Origin of the sequence: Streptomyces sp. NPDC015345 (assembly GCF_043078805.1) — a bacterium.
Classification (GTDB): domain Bacteria; phylum Actinomycetota; class Actinomycetes; order Streptomycetales; family Streptomycetaceae; genus Streptomyces.
On the sequence record NZ_JBIBTX010000002.1, the window covers coordinates 976,095 to 992,827 of the forward strand.

General features: G+C 72.8%; 11 protein-coding genes. 10 read left to right on the forward strand and 1 reads right to left on the reverse strand.

Translation table 11 applies throughout. From position 1 onward, the window contains the following. The first annotated feature begins 221 nt into the window (after window positions 1–221). The 8 genes from ACF062_RS10605 (at window position 222) to ACF062_RS10640 (ending at window position 12,622) form a co-directional block, all read left to right on the forward strand. Window positions 222–2,705, forward strand: coding sequence for an alpha-L-arabinofuranosidase C-terminal domain-containing protein (locus tag ACF062_RS10605; RefSeq protein ID WP_392137366.1), 2,484 nt, complete (start codon window positions 222–224; stop codon window positions 2,703–2,705). 125 nt (window positions 2,706–2,830) lie between these two features. Continuing rightward, window positions 2,831–4,345, forward strand: a complete 1,515-nt coding sequence (locus tag ACF062_RS10610; RefSeq protein WP_392137367.1) for an alpha-N-arabinofuranosidase — start codon at window positions 2,831–2,833, stop codon at window positions 4,343–4,345. 232 nt (window positions 4,346–4,577) lie between these two features. Then, entirely contained in the window at window positions 4,578–5,528 is a 951-nt protein-coding gene (locus ACF062_RS10615) for an arabinan endo-1,5-alpha-L-arabinosidase (RefSeq protein WP_392137709.1), read from the forward strand. A 495-nt stretch (window positions 5,529–6,023) separates the two neighbouring features. Next, a complete protein-coding gene (locus ACF062_RS10620) occupies window positions 6,024–7,517 on the forward strand; it encodes an ABC transporter substrate-binding protein (RefSeq protein WP_392137368.1) in 1,494 nt (497 codons plus the stop codon). A 62-nt stretch (window positions 7,518–7,579) separates the two neighbouring features. After that, the gene (locus tag ACF062_RS10625; protein ID WP_392137369.1) at window positions 7,580–9,385 is read left to right on the forward strand and encodes an ABC transporter permease subunit; all 1,806 of its coding nucleotides are present in this window, start codon (window positions 7,580–7,582) and stop codon (window positions 9,383–9,385) included. Then, on the forward strand, window positions 9,385–10,611 hold the full coding sequence (locus tag ACF062_RS10630) for an ABC transporter ATP-binding protein (RefSeq protein WP_392137370.1): 1,227 nt from the start codon (window positions 9,385–9,387) through the stop codon (window positions 10,609–10,611). Before ACF062_RS10625 ends, ACF062_RS10630 begins: the two co-directional genes overlap by 1 nt. Beyond that, a complete protein-coding gene (locus tag ACF062_RS10635; RefSeq protein WP_392137371.1) occupies window positions 10,608–11,369 on the forward strand; it encodes an ATP-binding cassette domain-containing protein in 762 nt (253 codons plus the stop codon). The genes ACF062_RS10630 and ACF062_RS10635 overlap by 4 nt, the downstream gene beginning before the upstream one ends. An 11-nt stretch (window positions 11,370–11,380) precedes the next feature. Then, entirely contained in the window at window positions 11,381–12,622 is a 1,242-nt protein-coding gene (locus ACF062_RS10640; RefSeq protein ID WP_392137372.1) for an MDR family MFS transporter, read from the forward strand. A 25-nt stretch (window positions 12,623–12,647) separates the two neighbouring features. Here the strand turns inward: ACF062_RS10640 and ACF062_RS10645 are convergent, their stop codons facing one another. After that, on the reverse strand, window positions 12,648–13,892 hold the full coding sequence (locus ACF062_RS10645; protein ID WP_392137373.1) for a D-arabinono-1,4-lactone oxidase: 1,245 nt from the start codon (window positions 13,890–13,892) through the stop codon (window positions 12,648–12,650). A 242-nt stretch (window positions 13,893–14,134) separates the two neighbouring features. Here ACF062_RS10645 and ACF062_RS10650 point away from each other — a divergent pair, with 242 nt between their 5' ends. Then, window positions 14,135–15,499 carry an MFS transporter gene (locus ACF062_RS10650; RefSeq protein WP_392137374.1) on the forward strand — a complete coding sequence of 455 codons (1,365 nt, stop codon included), beginning with the start codon at window positions 14,135–14,137 and terminating at the stop codon, window positions 15,497–15,499. Next, window positions 15,496–16,611 (forward strand): family 43 glycosylhydrolase, encoded by a 1,116-nt coding sequence (locus tag ACF062_RS10655; RefSeq protein ID WP_392137375.1) that lies wholly within the window; start codon window positions 15,496–15,498, stop codon window positions 16,609–16,611. Before ACF062_RS10650 ends, ACF062_RS10655 begins: the two co-directional genes overlap by 4 nt. Window positions 16,612–16,733: the final 122 nt, after the last annotated feature.

Below are 16,733 nucleotides of genomic sequence, written 5' to 3' on the forward strand. Positions count from 1 at the left end.
CTCTGAGACGGGATGGTTCCGGGGCGGGCACGTTCGACCTGCCCCATGTTCGAGATATCGAATGCTGCTCGTCAGTTCGAACGGACCGTAGAGTCGAACTCCTCGCGCGTCAACGCTTTGCGCAGGGTTGGTCCCAGGCGTTGACGGGAGATCCCTCCGCTTCCTAAGTTTCCGTTCGAAGTGCTGACCAACGTCCGATATCTCGAACATCTGGGGATGACATGGCACGTAGACGAGGGAGCCTCGCGCTCACCGTCACCGCCCTGCTGGCCGGCACGCTCGCCGTCGGTCCGAGCGCCGCGGCCGAGCCGACCGACTACACGATCGACGTCGACACCGCCGGCACCGGCGCGAAGATCGACGACACGATGTACGGCGTCTTCTACGAGGACATCAACCGTGCCGCGGACGGCGGGCTGTACGCCGAACTCGTCCAGAACAGGTCCTTCGAGTACGAGCCCGCGGACAACCGGAACTACACGCCGCTGACCTCGTGGGACACCAAGGGCGCCGCGAAGGTCGTGAACGACGGCGGCCGCCTCCACGAGCGCAACCGCAACTACCTCTCCATGGCGGCCGGTTCGTCCGTCACCAACTCCGGATACAACACCGGCGTCGCGGTCGAGAAGGGCAAGCGGTACGACTTCTCGGTCTGGGCCCGCACGGAGCGCGCCGGCGGAGCGCCGCTCACCCTCACCCTGCACGACGCCTCGGGCGAGCTCGCCGCGGCCCGCCGGGTCACCGCGCGCGGCGGCTGGGCCAAGTACAAGGCGTCCTTCACCGCCACCCGGACCTCCACCGCGGGCCGGCTGACGGTCGCCTCGGGGGCGGACGCCGCCCTCGACATGATCTCCCTCTTCCCCCGCGACACCTACAAGGGCCGCGAGAACGGCCTGCGCAAGGACCTCGCCGAGAAGATCGCCGCCCTGGAGCCCGGCTTCCTGCGCTTCCCCGGCGGCTGCCTCGTCAACACCGGCAGCCATGAGGCGTACGACGAGAAGTCCGGCTGGCAGCGCCAGCGCTCCTACCAGTGGAAGGACACCATAGGCCCGGTCGAGCAGCGCGCCACCAACTCCAACTTCTGGGGCTACAACCAGAGTTACGGGCTCGGCTACTACGAGTACTTCCAGTTCGCCGAGGACACCGGCGCCATGCCGCTGCCCGTGGTGCCCGCCCTGGTGACCGGCTGCGGCCAGAACAAGGCCACCGACGACCCGGCCCTGCTCAAGCGCCACATCCAGGACACCCTGGACCTCATCGAGTTCGCCAACGGCCCGGTGAGCAGCGAGTGGGGCAAGAAGCGCGCCCGCATGGGCCACCCCAAGCCCTTCGGCCTCACACATCTGGCGGTGGGCAACGAGGAGAACCTCCCCGAGGAGTTCTTCGCCCGCTTCAAGGAGTTCCGGGCCGCCATCGAGGCCAAGTACCCGGAGATCACCGTCATCTCCAACTCCGGGCCCGACGACAGCGGTGCGACCTTCGACAAGGCGTGGCAGCTCAACCGCGACGCGGACGTGGCGATGGTCGACGAGCACTACTACAACAGCCCGCAGTGGTTCCTGGAGAACAACGACCGCTACGACTCCTACGACCGGGGCGGCCCCAAGGTATTCCTCGGTGAGTACGCCTCGCAGGGCAACACCTTCGGCAACGCCCTGTCCGAGGCCGCGTTCATGACCGGCCTTGAGCGCAACGCGGACGTCGTGAAGCTCGCCTCGTACGCGCCGCTGCTCGCCAACGAGGACTACGTCCAGTGGAAGCCGAACATGATCTGGTTCGACAACGACCAGTCGTGGGGCTCGGCGAACTACGAGACGCAGAAGCTCTTCATGCGCAACGTCGGCGACGAGGTCGTGCCCTCCAAGGCCTCCGGTACGCCCGCCACCTCGGGACCGATCACCGGCGCCGTCGGCCTCTCCACCTGGGCCACCAGCGCCGCCTACGACGACGTCTCCGTCACCGGCGCGGACGGCAAGCCCCTGTTCTCCGACGACTTCTCCGCCGGTGACGGCCGCTGGACCAAGGCGGCCGGCAAGGGCACGTGGACCGTCGAGGACGGCGCGTACGTCCAGTCCGACGAGACGGCTGAGAACACCCTGGTCACCGCCGGCGACAAGGGCTGGCAGAACTACGACCTGAAGGTGAAGGCCACCAAGAAGTCCGGCAAGGAGGGCTTCATGGTCGCCTTCGGCGTCAAGGACACCGGCAACCACTACTGGTGGAACCTCGGCGGCTGGAACAACACCCAGTCCGCCGTCGAGAAGACCGTCGACGGCGCCAAGCAGACGGTGATCCAGGACACCACCAAGATCGAGACGGGCCGCAGCTACGACCTCCGCGTCGAGGTGCGCGGCCGCCAGGTGACGCTCTACCTCGACGGCAAGAAGTGGGGCTCCTTCACCGACGACAAGCCCGCCGAGCCCTTCCGCCAGGTCGTCACGCGCGACAAGGCGACCGGCGACCTCATCGTGAAGGTGGTCAACGCCCAGGCGACGCAGGCCCGCACGGAGGTCGACCTCGGCCGGGGCGCGAAGGTCGCGCCGAAGGCCCGCGTGACCACGCTGGCCGCGGACCCGGCCGCCGAGAACACGAAGGACAAGTCGCCGGTGAAGCCGGTCGACTCGGTCTTCGACGGGGTCGACGACTCCTTCTCGTACACCTTCCCCGCCCACTCCGTGACGTTCCTGCGGATCAAGACCGACTGACCGATCGACGCACCACCGACCGGCCGCACAGGCCCCTTCCCGGCCTGTGCGGCCCTCCGCGCGCACCACCGCCCCACGCCCCGCCGCGCCGAACCCCGTCCGGCAGCCGACCTGTTGAGGAACCCATGACGCGTCCCGCTCGCCCCGCCCGCTTCACCGTCCACCCGGACTTCGCCGTCGGCGACGTCGACCCGCGGCTCTTCGGCTCCTTCGTCGAGCACCTCGGCCGCTGCGTCTACACCGGCATCCACGAGCCCGGCCACCCCACCGCGGACGAGGCGGGCCTGCGCGGCGACGTCCTCGGCCTCATCCGCGAACTGGGCGTCACCGCCATCCGCTACCCCGGCGGCAACTTCGTCTCCGGCTACAAATGGGAGGACTCCGTCGGCCCGGTCGACGAACGGCCGCGCCGGCTCGACCTCGCCTGGCGCTCCACGGAGTCCAACCGCTTCGGCCTCTCCGAGTTCATCCACTTCGTCCGCAGCGTGGGTCCGCAGGCGGAGCCGATGATGGCCGTCAACCTCGGCACCAGGGGGGTGGCCGAGGCCCTCGAACTCCAGGAGTACGCCAACCACCCCTCGGGCACGGCCCTTTCGGACCTGCGCGCCGCCCACGGCGACAAGGACCCCTACGGCATCCGGCTCTGGTGCCTCGGCAACGAGATGGACGGGCCCTGGCAGACCGGGCACAAGACCGCTGAGGAGTACGGCCGCCTCGCCGCCGAGACCGCCCGCGCCATGCGGCAGATCGACCCGTCCCTGGAACTCGTCGCCTGCGGCTCCTCCGGGCAGTCCATGGAGACCTTCGCGGCCTGGGAGGCGACCGTCCTCGCCGAGACGTACGACCTCGTCGACCACGTGTCGCTGCACGCCTACTACGAGGAGATCGACGGCGACCGGGACTCGTTCCTCGCCTCGGCCGTCGACATGGAGTCCTTCATCGAGAACGTCGTCGCGACCTGCGACCACGTCGGCGCCCGGCTCAAGTCGAAGAAGCGGATCAACCTCTCCTTCGACGAGTGGAACGTCTGGTACCAGCGGCGCACCGCCCTCCAGCCGGAAGAGGACTGGCAGGAGGCCCCGCGCCTCCTGGAGGACAACTACACCGTCACCGACGCCGTCGTCTTCGGCTCCCTGCTGATCGCCCTGCTGCGCCACGCCGACCGGGTGACCGTCGCCTGCCTCGCCCAGCTCGTCAACGTCATCGCGCCGATCCTCACCGAGCCGGGCGGGCCCGCCTGGCGCCAGACGACGTTCTTCCCCTTCGCGCAGGCCTCCCGGCACGGCCGCGGCCGGGTCCTCGACGTGCGCGTGGACTCACCCACGTACGACACGGCGAAGTACGGCGAGGTGCCCCTGCTGCACGCCACGGCGGTACGCGCCGAGGACGGCACCGTCACCGTCTTCGCCGTCAACCGCGGCCAGACCGAGCCGCTGCCGATCGAAGTCGCCCTGAGCGGCCTGGAGTTGGCCTCCGTTGTCGAGCACAGCGCCGTGGCCGACGCGGACCCCGAAGCCCGCAACACGCTGGAGGACCCCGAGCGGGTCACCCCGCACGACGTGCCGGGCGCGCGGCTCGTGGACGGCGTCCTGACCGCCACCCTGGAGCCGCTGTCCTGGAACGTGATCAGGCTGGGCTGAGCCGGGGGGGGGTGACCGCGGGCCGTGACCACGGGGCGGCGGGCATCCGCCGCCGAACCGCAACGGTTGACGCGCGAACCATTGACGCGGGAGGGCCGCGACTCTACGGTCCCGTCCGATGACACGACCGATGTCCGAAATCTCGGACAGTCGAGAATATCGGCCCTAGGAGACCCGTGTGAGCCGCACCCTCCTGCGCACCGCCCGCACCATCCGCCCCGCGAGACGCCGCATGCTTCTCGCCCTCCCCGCCGCCGCGCTGCTCGCCCTCGTGCCGGGCACCGCGGCGGCCTACCCCAACCCGGGGACCGTCACGGGGGACACCGTCCTCCACGACCCGACGATGGTCCGCACCCCGGCGGGCAAGTACCTGCTCTACGCGACCGGCGGCGGCATCAGCCACCGGTCCTCCGCCGACCGCACCGCCTTCAGGGGCGGCGCGGACGCCTTCGGCAGCCGGCCCGCCTGGTGGTCGCGGTACTCCACCGTGCCGGAGGCCTGGGCGCCCGACATCTCGTACCACGGCGGCAAGTACCTGATGTACTACTCCGTCTCCAGCTTCGGCTCCAACACGTCCGCGATCGGACTGGCGACGTCGGCCACGGGCGAGCCGGGCAGCTGGCGCGACCAGGGAGTGGTCTACACGTCAGGCTCGGCGAGCGACTACAACGCCATCGACCCGAACCTCTTCGTGGACGACGACGGCAAGTGGTGGCTGTCCTTCGGCAGTTGGTGGACGGGCATCAAGATGATCCGCGTCGACCCGGCGACCGGCAAGCAGTACGCGGGCGACACCGCGCGGCGCTCCCTCGCGTCCCGGCCGACGGGCACCAAGGCCGTCGAAGCGCCCTACATCGTCAAACGCAACGGCTACTACTACCTGTTCGCGTCGTACGACACGTGCTGCGCGGGCACCAGCTCCACGTACAAGATCAAGGTGGGGCGCGCCACGAGCGTGACCGGGCCCTACCGGGACAAGAACGGCGTCGCGATGACGGACAACGGCGGCACGCCCGTCCTGGAGTCACACGGCCGCTACATCGGCCCCGGCGGCCAGTCCGTCATGAAGGACGTGGACGGCGACCTGCTCGTCTACCACTACTACGACGGCCAGGACGGCGGCAAACCCAAGCTGGGCGTGAACCTCCTGAACTGGGGCAGCGGCTGGCCCGTGGCCTACTGACGCCCCTGCCGGGAAGCGGGTGGCGGGCCCGGCACCACACGGGCCCGCCACCTGTGCTCAGCGGTAGAACGCGCCGTCGTGCCGGATGACCGTGGAGTCGATGACCGAATAGCCGGGGTCGTTCCACACCTTGGGCGCGCTGAAGGGACGGAAGTCGCGGGTCGTCGCATACAGCATTTTGTTGTACGTCGAGCCGGTGTGGCCCGGATCGTCGGCCGCGTAGGCCTTGGAGGCCCAGCAGCGCCGGGGCGAGGTGCGGGGCGGCGGGACCGGGGCCTCGGAGGGCGTTAGTGAAAATGATTGTCATGCTGCTAGGGTCAAGCGAACGCAAAGCCGGGTGGGCCGTGCCGTGCCGCCAGGGCGTTCCGCATGCCGTCGGGCCTACCGGCGAGCCCGCGCTCGCGCCCCCGGGCGCGTCTGTGGTCGCTCCCGTGGTCCCGGCCCGCCGTCCGTCCCGCAGGCCGTCCCGCCCGCCCCGTCCCCGGAAGAAGTGCCGTGCGCCTCCGTAGCTCCATACCCCCCGCCGCCCTCGCCCTGGCCTGCGTACTCACGCTCAGCGGCTGCTTCGCCGCGAGCCCCTCCGACTCTGGAGGGGCGTCGGACGGCGGGCGGATACGCGTGGCGATGATGAACCCGCCCCGCTCCGGCCTCTCCCCGCTCAGCGACGACGCCTTCAAACTGTCGCGCTGGTCCACCGCCGAAACCCTCGTCACCCTGGACCGGGAGGGCGACGCGCGGCCCGCGCTGGCCACCCGGTGGAAGCGCACCGGCGAGCGGACCTGGGCGTTCACCATCCGCGACGGCGTACGGTTCCACGACGGGACGCCGCTCACCGCCGAGGCCGTCGAGCGGTCCCTGACCAGGGCGGCCGGCGCGGCGCCCAAGCCGCGCATCCTCGACGGCGTCGACTTCAAGGCAGAGGCCAAGGGCAGGACCGTCACCGTCACCACCGGCGAGCCCGACCCGCTCGTACCGCAGCGCCTCTCCTCACCGCAGCTCTCCGTCCTGGCGGCCAAGGCGTACCGCGGCAAGACGGTCGACCCGGTGGGCGCAGGCACCGGCGCCTTCGTCCTGAAGGAGGCCGACGGCACCTCGTCCGCCACCCTCGACCGCAACGAGAAGTACTGGGGCGGCCCCGTGAAGGCCGCCGGGATCGACGTCACCTTCATCCCGGACGGCGCCGCGCGCGCCGCCGCCCTGCGCGGCGGCGACGCCGACATCGTGGAGGCGATCCCCGTCTCCCAGGCCTCGCTCCTCGCCGCGGACCAGATCACCGAAGTGCCGATGCCGCGCACCAACACCCTGTACCTGAACACCGAGAAGGGCGTCTTCAAGGACGCCGGGCAGCGGGCGGCCGTACGCGAGGCCATCGACGCCGAAGCCCTCGTGAAGGGTGTCTACGAAGGGCGCGCCGACGTGGCGGAAGGCCTGCTCGGCCCGGCCCTGCCCTGGGCGGACCGGCGTGCGGGGCGCACCGACGCCGCGAAGGCCGCCGAGCCGTCCCGCGACACGGTCACCATCGGCACCTTCACCGACCGCGCCGAACTGCCCGAGGTGGCCGCCACCCTCCAGCAGCAGCTGAAGGACGCGGGGTTCAAGGTCAAGCTGGAGGTGCGCGAGTACGCCAACATCGAGGCCGACGCGCTCGCGGGCAAGTTCGACGCGTTCATCCTCTCCCGCGCCACCGTCATCGACTCCGGGGACCCGGCCGCGTATCTGCGCAGCGACTTCGCGGGCGACGGCTCCTTCAACATCTCCCGACTCGCCGACCCCGGCGTGGACAAGGCCGTCCGCAAGGCCGAGGAGACCGCGGCGGGGGACGCCCGCCGAGCCGCGGTGCTCGACGCCGAGACGGCCGTCCTCAACACCGACGCCGCGATCCCGATGCTCCACGAGCGGGTCATCCAGGGCGACGCGACGGACGTCGTGGGGTCGGCCAAGGACCCGCGCGAACGCGAGCTGATCACCGCCGACACGTACGTCAAGTAGCCATGCGGACGCCAGCGATGCGGAAGCAAGCCAAGTGGCCGCGAGTCACGCGGACCCGAGCGATGCGGAAGCGGGCCGAGCGGTCGGGCGCCGTCGTTCACGGGCCCGCCCTCAGGGCCGGTCTCGCCCGGCTCGGCGCGCTCCTCGCCGTCGTCGCCACCGTGGGCCTGCTGCCCTGGCTCTCCGGCAAGGACCCGGCGCTGAGCGTGCTGCGGGCCAGGTCGGCCGAACAGGAGCCCACCGCCGAGGCGTTGGCCGCCGTCCGGCGTGACCTCGGCCTGGACGCCGGTCCGCTCGCGCTGCTCGGCGGCTGGGCGGGCGACCTCGCGCACGGGGACCTCGGCACGTCCTGGGTCTCCGGGGCCGATGTGCTGCCCTCGGTGCTGTCCGGGCTCGGCGTCTCGCTCACGCTCATGGCCGCCTCGCTCGCGGTGGCGGCGCTCGTCGCCTGCGCGCTGTGCACGGCCACCCTGGTGCGGGGCGCCCGCGGAACGCTGCGCGGAGGGGGCGGCGCGGGCGGGGCGATGCTCGCCGCCGTCCCCGAATTCCTGCTCGCCACCGTGCTGTTGATCGCCTTCGGCGTGTGGTGGGGCCTGCTGCCCGTCTCCGGCTGGCGCGGCCCCGAACACCTCGTGCTGCCCGCCCTCGCGATGGGCATCCCCGCGGGCGGGCTGCTCGGCAGGCTCGTGGACGACGCGCTGCCCGCCGTCTTCCGCGAACGCTGGACCGATGTGTGGCGGGCCTCCGGGGTGAGCAGGACCCGGGTCGTCGCCGCGGCGCTGCGGCGCGCCCTGCCCTCCCTCGTGCCGCAGGCCGGCCTGGTCGTGGTCGGTCTCACCGGCGGCGCGGTCGCCGTCGAGACCGTCTTCGCCGTGCCCGGCCTCGGCCGCACCGCGCTGGGCGCCGCCAAGTCCCAGGACCTGCCGCTGCTCCAGGGCTCCGTCCTCGCGCTGCTGCTGCTCGCCCTGACGGCGGGCGGCTGCGCGGCCCTGGTCAGGCGGCGGCTGTTCGGCGCCGCGCTCAAGGGCGGCGCGCTGACGCTGCCCGCGCCGCCGCCCGGCCGCGTACGGGCATGGGTGCCCGCCACGCTCGGCGCCGTGCTCGCGCTGGTCATCGGGGCGGGACTGCTGCGCGACCCCTACACGGTCGACACCGCCCTGCGCCTCGCCGGGCCGTCCGCCGCGCACCCCCTGGGCACGGACGGGCTCGGCCGTGACGTACTCGCCCGGCTCGGGCACGGCGCCGCGAGCACCGTCGGCGTGGCGCTCGGCGTGTGCGCCGTCTCCTTCCTCCTCGCCCTCGCGATCGGGTTCCTGCCGAACGCCGGGGCGGGTCTCGCCGACATCGCCAACGCGCTGCCGCCCGTCATCGCCGGCGTGCTCGTCGCCGCCCTCACCGGGCCGAGCACCTTCGGCGCGTCCCTCGCGGTCGCGCTCATCTCCTGGCCGCCGCTCGCCGCGCACGCCGCCGCGCTGGTCCAAGAGGTGCGCGCGAGCGCCCACTTGACCGCCCTGCGCGCGGTCGGGGCGGGCCAAGCGTGGATCCTGACGCGGCACGTGCTGCCGGCGGTGGCGGGGCCCGTCGCCCGCCACGCGGTGCTGCGCCTGCCCGGCGTCGCCCTCGCGCTCGCCGCGCTCGGCTTCCTCGGCCTCGGCGCGCGGCCGCCCGCCCCCGAGTGGGGTCTGCTGCTCGACGAGTCGCGGCTGTACGTGGAGAGGGCGCCGCTCGCCGCCCTCGCCCCGGCGGCGGCGCTCGCACTCCTCGCGGGCCTCGCGGTGACGCTGGCGGGGCTGCGGCCCCGGGCGCGCAGGGCGGTGCGGGGCACTGCCGCCCCCGGGCCCGTCAGCGCCGTGGAGGTGGCACGTTGATGACGACGGCCCACGAGACCATGCCGCCGGTGCTGTCCGTGCGCGACCTGAGGGTGACCGTCGGCGCGGTGCCCGCCGTGCGGGGCGTCTCCTTCGACGTACCCGCGGGGCAGGTGACCGCCCTGGTCGGCGAGTCGGGCGCGGGCAAGTCCCTGACCGCCAGGGCCGTCCTGGGCCTGGCGCCGCACGGTGCCCGGATCCTCGGCAGCGTCCGTCTCGACGGCGAGGAGATCGCCGGGGCGGCACCGGCCGTGTACCGGAGGCTGTGGGGGCGTCGCGTCGCGTACGTCCCGCAGGACGCGCTCGCCGTCCTCAGCCCCGTGCACCCGGTCGGCGACCAACTGGCCGCCGCCGTACGCTCCGTGGCCCGCGTAAACCGCGCCGAGGCGCGGGCCAGGGCGGTCGCCGCGTTGGACGCCGTCGGCATCGCGGACGCCGCGCGACGCGCCCGCGCCCTGCCGCACGAGTTCTCCGGCGGCATGCGGCAGCGCGCCGTGATCGCCATGGCCCTGATCAATGGCCCCCGCCTGATCGTCGCCGACGAGCCGACCACCGCGCTCGACCCGCGGGTACGGGAACAGGTCCTCGACGCCCTGACCCGCTCCCGCGAGGCCACGGGCGCGGCGCTGCTCCTGATCACCCACGACCTGCCCCTCGCGACGGCACACGCGGACCACGCGGTGGTGCTGTACGCAGGCCGAGTCACCGAGACGGGCCCCGCACACCAGGTCTTCGCCACGCCGGGCTCGCCCTACACGGCGGGCTTGGTGGCGTCGCTGCCGCCGGGGTTGAGCGTGGGCGCCACCGGGGTGGAGGGAGGCTTCGACGGCCCGAAGCCGGGTGTTTCCGCCTCGGTCCCGGCTGGAGGCCCTGCCCCCGGGGGACCCGGCGCCCCGGGAACGGGCGGTGCGGCGGCCGGTGCCGCCGATGCGGGCGGAGGCCCGGCCTCCGAGCCGCTGCCCGGGGATCCCGCCGCAGGCCCGCGGCGCGACCGGTGGCTGCCCGCCATCGCGGGGGCGCCGCCCTCCCCGTTCGAGGTTCCCGCAGGGTGCGCCTTCGCGTCTCGTTGTCCGATGGCGGTCGGGCTGTGCCGGGAAGTGGAACCGCCGCTGGAGGACGCCGGGGGCGGGCGGCTCGTCGCCTGTCACCGGGGGCCGGAACTGCCCGTGCCCGCCACCACCCTCTTCCTCGGCCCCCCACAACCCCCTGGAGAGCCCCTCTCATGAAACCGCTGCTCGACGTCACCGATCTCGTCGTCCGGCACGGCGACCGCACCGTCGTCGATCGTGTCTCCTTCCGCGTCGACGCGGGGGAGACGCTCGCGCTCATCGGCGAGTCGGGGGCCGGGAAATCGTCCACCGCCCTCGCCGTCCTCGGGCTGCTGCGGCCCGAGCCCGGCAGCAGTGTGCGTTTCGACGGGCGGGAGACGGTCGGTCTGTCGGGGCGTCAGATGCGTGGCGTACGGGCCCAGTTCCAGCCGGTCTTCCAGGATCCTTACAGTTGCCTCGCCCCGCGCAAGACCATCGGTGACACCATCACCGAGCCGCTGCGCGTGCACCGCAGACCCGTCGCCGGGCGCGCCGCCGAGCTGATGGAACTCGTAGGGCTGGACCCCGCCCTCGCGGACCGGCTGCCGCACGAGCTGTCCGGCGGGCAGTGCCAGCGCGCCGGGATCGCCCGCGCGCTCGCCCTCGGGCCCCGGCTCCTCGTCCTCGACGAACCGGTCTCCGCACTCGACCCCTCCGTGCGCTCCGGCATCGTCAACCTCCTCACCGGCCTCCAGGACCGGCTCGGCCTCGGCTACCTCTTCATCTGCCACGACCTGCCCCTCGTACGGCACATCGCGCACCGCGTCGCCGTCATGGCCCCGGGCGGCCGCGTCGTCGAGACCGCCACGGCACACGCACTCTTCACCGCGCCCCAGAACCCGTACACCCGAGACCTGCTCGCCGTCGCCGTCCACCGCACCCGCCCGACAGTCTGAGTCCGCCCCGCATGTCTGCTGCTGCCACCTCCGAACGCCCACGCCGTCCCCGCGCACGCGCCCGTGTCCGCCTCCTGCGGACGCTGCCCGCCCTCCCCAAGCTCCTCGTCGTCACCCAATGCGCCTTCAACATCGGCTTCTTCGCGGTCCTGCCCTACCTAGCCGACCACCTCAGCGGCGCCCTCGGCCTCGCGGGCTGGCTCGTCGGCCTCGTCCTCGGCCTGCGCACCTTCAGCCAGCAGGGGCTCTTCGTCGTCGGCGGCGCGCTCACCGACCGCTACGGGCCGCGTCCCGTCGTCCTCGCCGGCTGCGTCCTGCGCGTCGCCGGCTTCGGCTGGCTGGCCTTCGCCGAAGCCACCTGGTCGGTGATCGGCGCGGTGCTGCTCGTCGGGTTCGCGGCGGCGCTGTTCTCGCCCGCCGTCGAGACCGAGATCGCCCGCCAGGCGGTACGCCACGAAGAGGCGACCGGCGTCGAACGCACCCGCGTGCTCGGCCTGTTCTCCGCGGGCGGCCAGGCCGGCGCCCTGCTCGGCCCCGTCATCGGCGCGGCGCTCCTCGCGGGCGGTTTCCGCGCCGCGTGCCTCGCGGGCGCGGCGGTGTTCGCCGTGATCCTCGCCGCACACTGGCGCCTGATGCCGGACACCCGGGCCGGCGCGACCGTCACCGCCCCGTCCAGCCCTTCGCTCCGGGGCGGCGTACGCCAACTGGTCCGCAACCGCGCCTTCCTCGCCCTCTGTCTCGCCTACAGCACCTACCTCCTCGCGTACAACCAGCTCTACCTCGCCCTGCCCGCCGAGCTGGACCGGGCCCTCGGCTCACAGGCCGCCCTCGGCTGGCTCTTCGCCCTGTCGTCCGCCCTGGTCGTGGCGGCCCAACTGCCGCTGTCGCGCGCCGTGTCGGTCCGGCTGTCCCATCGGGCGGCGCTGCGCTGCGGCCTCGCGCTGATCGCCGCGGCCTTCGCCGGGGCGGGGGTGCTGCTGCCGGTGGGCGGCATCGTTCCCGCGCTGACGTTCGTCGTGCTGCTCACCGCGGGGCAGCTGCTGGTGGTCCCGGCCGCCCGCGCCTGGCTGCCCGACCTGGTGGAGGACCGCAGGCTCGGCTTCTTCACCGGCGCGCTGTCCTCGCTGTCGGGGGTGGTCGTGCTGGCGGGCGGCGCGCCGGTGGGCGCGCTCCTTGAGCGGGGCGGGGCGCTGCCGTGGCTGGTGCTCGCGGCGGTGCCACTGGTGGGCCTCGCGGCGGTGCCGCGCAAGTGACGCGACGCGGCGGGTGCGGGCCTCGTCACCCGCCCAGTACGTCCCGCACGAACGCGTTGCGGAACGTCCCCGCCGGGTCCAGCCGGGCGGCCAGCTCCGCGAAGTCCTTCAACTGCGGGTAGCGGGCCTGGAGTTCGCTCGGCGACACGGCGAAGACCTTGCCCCAGTGCGGGCGGGGCGCGAACGGCGCCAGGGCGTCTTCGACAGCGGTGACGACGGGCAGCACGGCCGCCGTGTCCGGGCTCCAGGTGAAGTGGAAGGCCACCGTGTCCCGCCCGTGCGCCGGACTCAGCCACTGGGTGTCCGCCGCCACCGTACGGACCTCGCAGACCTGGAGGACGGGCGCGATGGTGGTCCGGATCGCGTCCAGCGCGTCCAGGGCGGCCACGGCGTGCTCGCGCGGCAGCAGGTACTCCGACTGGAGCTCGTCGCCGTTGCTCGGCGTGAACTGCGCGCGGAAGTGCGGCAGCCGCTCGTGCCACGGCCCCGGCGCGCCGAACTGGGGCGTGCAGCGGCCGGCGGGCATGCCCGGCACGGGATGCGCGGGCTCGGTGGCGGGCGCGGCCCAGGGGAAGCCGACCGGCGCGCCCCGCAGCTGCTTGAGCCACACCTGCGTGAAGCGCGGCCCCCGCCAGTCCGTGAAGAGACTCACGCTGTACGCCGCCGCGCTCACCGCCGCGAAGTCCAGTCCCGCCAGGGGCAGTCCGGTGAAGACGTGCTGGGTCATCTCGAAGGCGGACGTCACGTCGAGCGTGAGCGAGGTGACCGCGCCGAGGGCGCCGAGCGCGACCACGGCGCCGTCGAAGCCGGCGTCGCCGCGGCGGAGAGCGAGGGAGTCGCCGTCCGCCGTGACCAGGTCGACGGCGCGGACCTGCGAGGACAGCGGCGGGTTCGTGTCGCCCGAACCGTGCGTGCCGGTGGCGACCGACCCCGCCACCGAAATATGGGGCAGCGACGCCATGTTGGGCAGCGCGAGGCCTTGCGCGTGGAGGCGGTGCGCCAGCTCGGCGTAGCGTACGCCGCCTGCCACGCGGACCGTGCGTGCCGCCGTGTCGATGTCGACGGAGGGCGGCAGCGCGGCGAGCGAGACCAGCGCGGCCCCCTCCACGTCCGGATCGATGTCGGCTATGCGGTTGAACGAGTGCCCGCTGCCCAGGATCCGGACCTGGCGGCTGCGCGCGATCAGCGTGCGCAGGGCGTCGGTGGAGCCGGGGCGGTGCACCTCGTCCGCCGAGAACGTGATGTTTCCCGCCCAGTTGGTCACGGTCATCTGTCCCGTCCGCCTTTCGTCGCGCTGTCCTCACGGAGCCGCAGGCCCAGCGGAGCCGCTGGCCTCGTCGGAGCCACAGGGTGGCACGTCCGTCACGCGCGGCGGCGCCTCCCGCAGAAGTCCGTCCCGACCCGTTGACCTCCTCGTAACGTGCCCTTACCGTTTCGGCGTTCGACATAGCAGATGTCGTCCGAAATACCGAACGATACGAACCATCCGAACCACCGGAGGGGCGCGCACGCATGGACCGCGGAGTCCTGGACCACGGAGCCGACGGCGACGCCGCCCTGAGCGCCGCCCTGCGCAAGACCGCGTGGCGGCTGCTGCCGTTCCTCGGCCTGCTGTATGTGATCGCCTACATCGACCGCTCCAACGTCGGCTTCGCCAAACTGGAGCTCCAGGCCGAACTGGGCGTCAGCGCTACCGCGTTCACCCTGGGGCAGGTCTTCTTCTTCACCGCCTACGCGCTCTTCGAGGTGCCAAGCAACCTCATGCTGCACCGCGCGGGCGCCCACCGCTGGATCGCTCGGATCCTGTTCACCTGGGGCCTGGTGACCGTCGCGACCATGCTCGCGCACACCACCTGGCAGTTCTACCTCGCCAGGTTCGCGCTCGGCGCGGCCGAGGCCGGCTTCTTCCCCGGGGTCCTGTACTACCTCTCCCAGTGGTTCCCGGGCAGCACCCGCGGGCGCGCCATCGGGGCGTTCATGCTCGCCGCGCCCCTCTCCTTCATCCTCGGCAACCCGCTCATGGGCCTGCTGATGGACCTCGACGGCGTGTGGGGGCTCGACGGCTGGCAGTGGGTGTTCCTCGTCACCGGCGTTCCCGCGGTGCTCGTCGCGCCGCTCGTCCTGGTGCTGCTGCCGAGCGGCCCCGGGCGCGTGCGCTGGCTCGCCCCCGAGGAGCGGCGGGCCCTCGTCGAGGCGCTCGCGGCCGACCGCGCGGCGGCGGGGGAGCAGCCGCACCGCACCCTCGCCGTCCTGCGCGACCGGCGGGTGCTCGTGGCGGCGCTGTTCTTCCTCGCGTTCCCGCTGTCCACGTACGGGCTCTCGTTCTGGCTGCCGACCATCATCGACGGCTTCGGTGAGCTGACGACCACCGAGGTCGGCCTCGTCTCCGCGATCCCCTACGTGTGTGTCGCCGCCGGACTCGTCGTCGTACCGCGGCTCGTGGCGGGCCGCGACACCCCGTACACCTGGATCGCGGCCATGCTCGGCCTGACCGTCGCCGGTTTCACCGCCGCCGCCCTCTTCGGCTCGCCCGTCGTCCAGATGCTCGGGCTGTGCGCCGCCGCCGTCGGCGGTTACGCCGCACAGCCCGCCTTCTGGGCGCTCATCCCACGCTTCCTCACCGGCGCGGCGGCGGCCGCGGGCATCGCCGCCGTCAATGCCGTCGGCAACCTCGGCGGCGGCTTCGGGCCCCTCGGCATCGCCGCCGTCGTCGACTCGACCGGCAGCGCGCTGACCGGCCTCATGTTCCTGCTCGCCGTCGCCCTGATCGCTCTCGCCGCCGTGCCGCTGCTGCGCCGCGCGCTCGGCGGCGGCCCCGGCCCCGGCACGACCGCAGATCCGTCCAGCTCCACCACCCCGGAAAGGCAGACCACATGAACAACGGCCATGAACTCCCGAGCCGTAGAGTGCTGTTGAAGGGCTCCCTGGCCGCCACGGCCGCGGCGGCGGGCACCTTGACCGTGGCCCGGGGCAGCGCCCAGGCGGCCACCCCCTCGAAGGCCGCCGCGCCCGCAGCGGCCAAGGCCGCCCGCCCCGTCAACCCTCTCGTCCCGAACCGCGCCGACCCCCACATCCACCGCCACCGCGACGGCCGCTACTACTTCACCGCCACCGCCCCCGAGTACGACCGCATCATCCTGCGCCGCTCCCGCACCCTGCACGGTATCGCCACCGCCGAGGAGTCCGTCGTATGGCGGCGCCACACCAGCGGTGAGATGGCCGCGCACATCTGGGCGCCGGAGATCCACCACATCGACGGCAAGTGGTACATCTACTTCGCCGCAGCGCCCGCCCACGACGTGTGGAAGATCCGCATGTGGGTCCTGGAGAACTCCCACCGCGACCCGTTCAAGGGCACCTGGGTGGAGAAGGGGCAGCTCACCACGGCCTGGGACACCTTCTCGCTCGACGCCACCACCTTCACGTACCAGGGATCGCGCTACCTGTCGTGGGCGCAGCACGAGCCCGGCATGGACAACAACACCGGCGTCTTCCTCTCCAGGATGGCGAACCCCTGGACCCTGACCGGCCCCCAGGTCCGGCTCACCACACCCGAGTACGACTGGGAGTGCGTCGGCTTCAAGGTGAACGAGGGCGCCTCGTTCCTCCAGCGCAACGGACGCGTCTTCATGACGTACTCGGCGAGCGCCACCGACGCCAATTACTGCATGGGCCTGCTCACCGCCGAGGCCGGCAGCGACCTGATGGACCCGAAGTCCTGGACCAAGTCGCCGCGGCCGGTCTTCACCAGCAACGACAGGACCAAGCAGTACGGCCCCGGCCACAACTCCTTCACCGTCGCCGAGGACGGCCGCACCGACGTCCTCGTCTACCACGCCCGCCAGTACGAGGACATCGTCGGCGACCCGCTGAACGACCCGAACCGGCACACCCGCGTCCAGCGCCTCGGCTGGAAGGCGGACGGCACCCCGGACTTCGGCGTCCCCGTGGCGGACGGGCCGGTACCCGTCCTCGCACGCCCGAGGTAGCGGGCCCGCCCCGCCCCCGCCCCCAGGGGCGGGGGCGCACCCCTCTCACGCGGACTTCCCCCACCTCCCCGCACGATTTCTGTTATCCGCAAGCGCTTCGAACGACTCCTGAATGTCTCCGC

Coding starts and splice junctions, on each gene's coding strand:
- ACF062_RS10650 (WP_392137374.1), top strand. CDS start 14,135: ATGGACCGCGGAGTCCTGGACCACGGAGCCGACGGCGACGCCGCCCTG.
- ACF062_RS10610 (WP_392137367.1), top strand. CDS start 2,831: ATGACGCGTCCCGCTCGCCCCGCCCGCTTCACCGTCCACCCGGACTTC.
- ACF062_RS10635 (WP_392137371.1), top strand. CDS start 10,608: ATGAAACCGCTGCTCGACGTCACCGATCTCGTCGTCCGGCACGGCGAC.
- ACF062_RS10645 (WP_392137373.1), bottom strand. CDS start 13,892: ATGACCGTGACCAACTGGGCGGGAAACATCACGTTCTCGGCGGACGAG.
- ACF062_RS10640 (WP_392137372.1), top strand. CDS start 11,381: ATGTCTGCTGCTGCCACCTCCGAACGCCCACGCCGTCCCCGCGCACGC.
- ACF062_RS10630 (WP_392137370.1), top strand. CDS start 9,385: ATGACGACGGCCCACGAGACCATGCCGCCGGTGCTGTCCGTGCGCGAC.
- ACF062_RS10615 (WP_392137709.1), top strand. CDS start 4,578: ATGCTTCTCGCCCTCCCCGCCGCCGCGCTGCTCGCCCTCGTGCCGGGC.
- ACF062_RS10625 (WP_392137369.1), top strand. CDS start 7,580: ATGCGGAAGCGGGCCGAGCGGTCGGGCGCCGTCGTTCACGGGCCCGCC.
- ACF062_RS10605 (WP_392137366.1), top strand. CDS start 222: ATGGCACGTAGACGAGGGAGCCTCGCGCTCACCGTCACCGCCCTGCTG.
- ACF062_RS10655 (WP_392137375.1), top strand. CDS start 15,496: ATGAACAACGGCCATGAACTCCCGAGCCGTAGAGTGCTGTTGAAGGGC.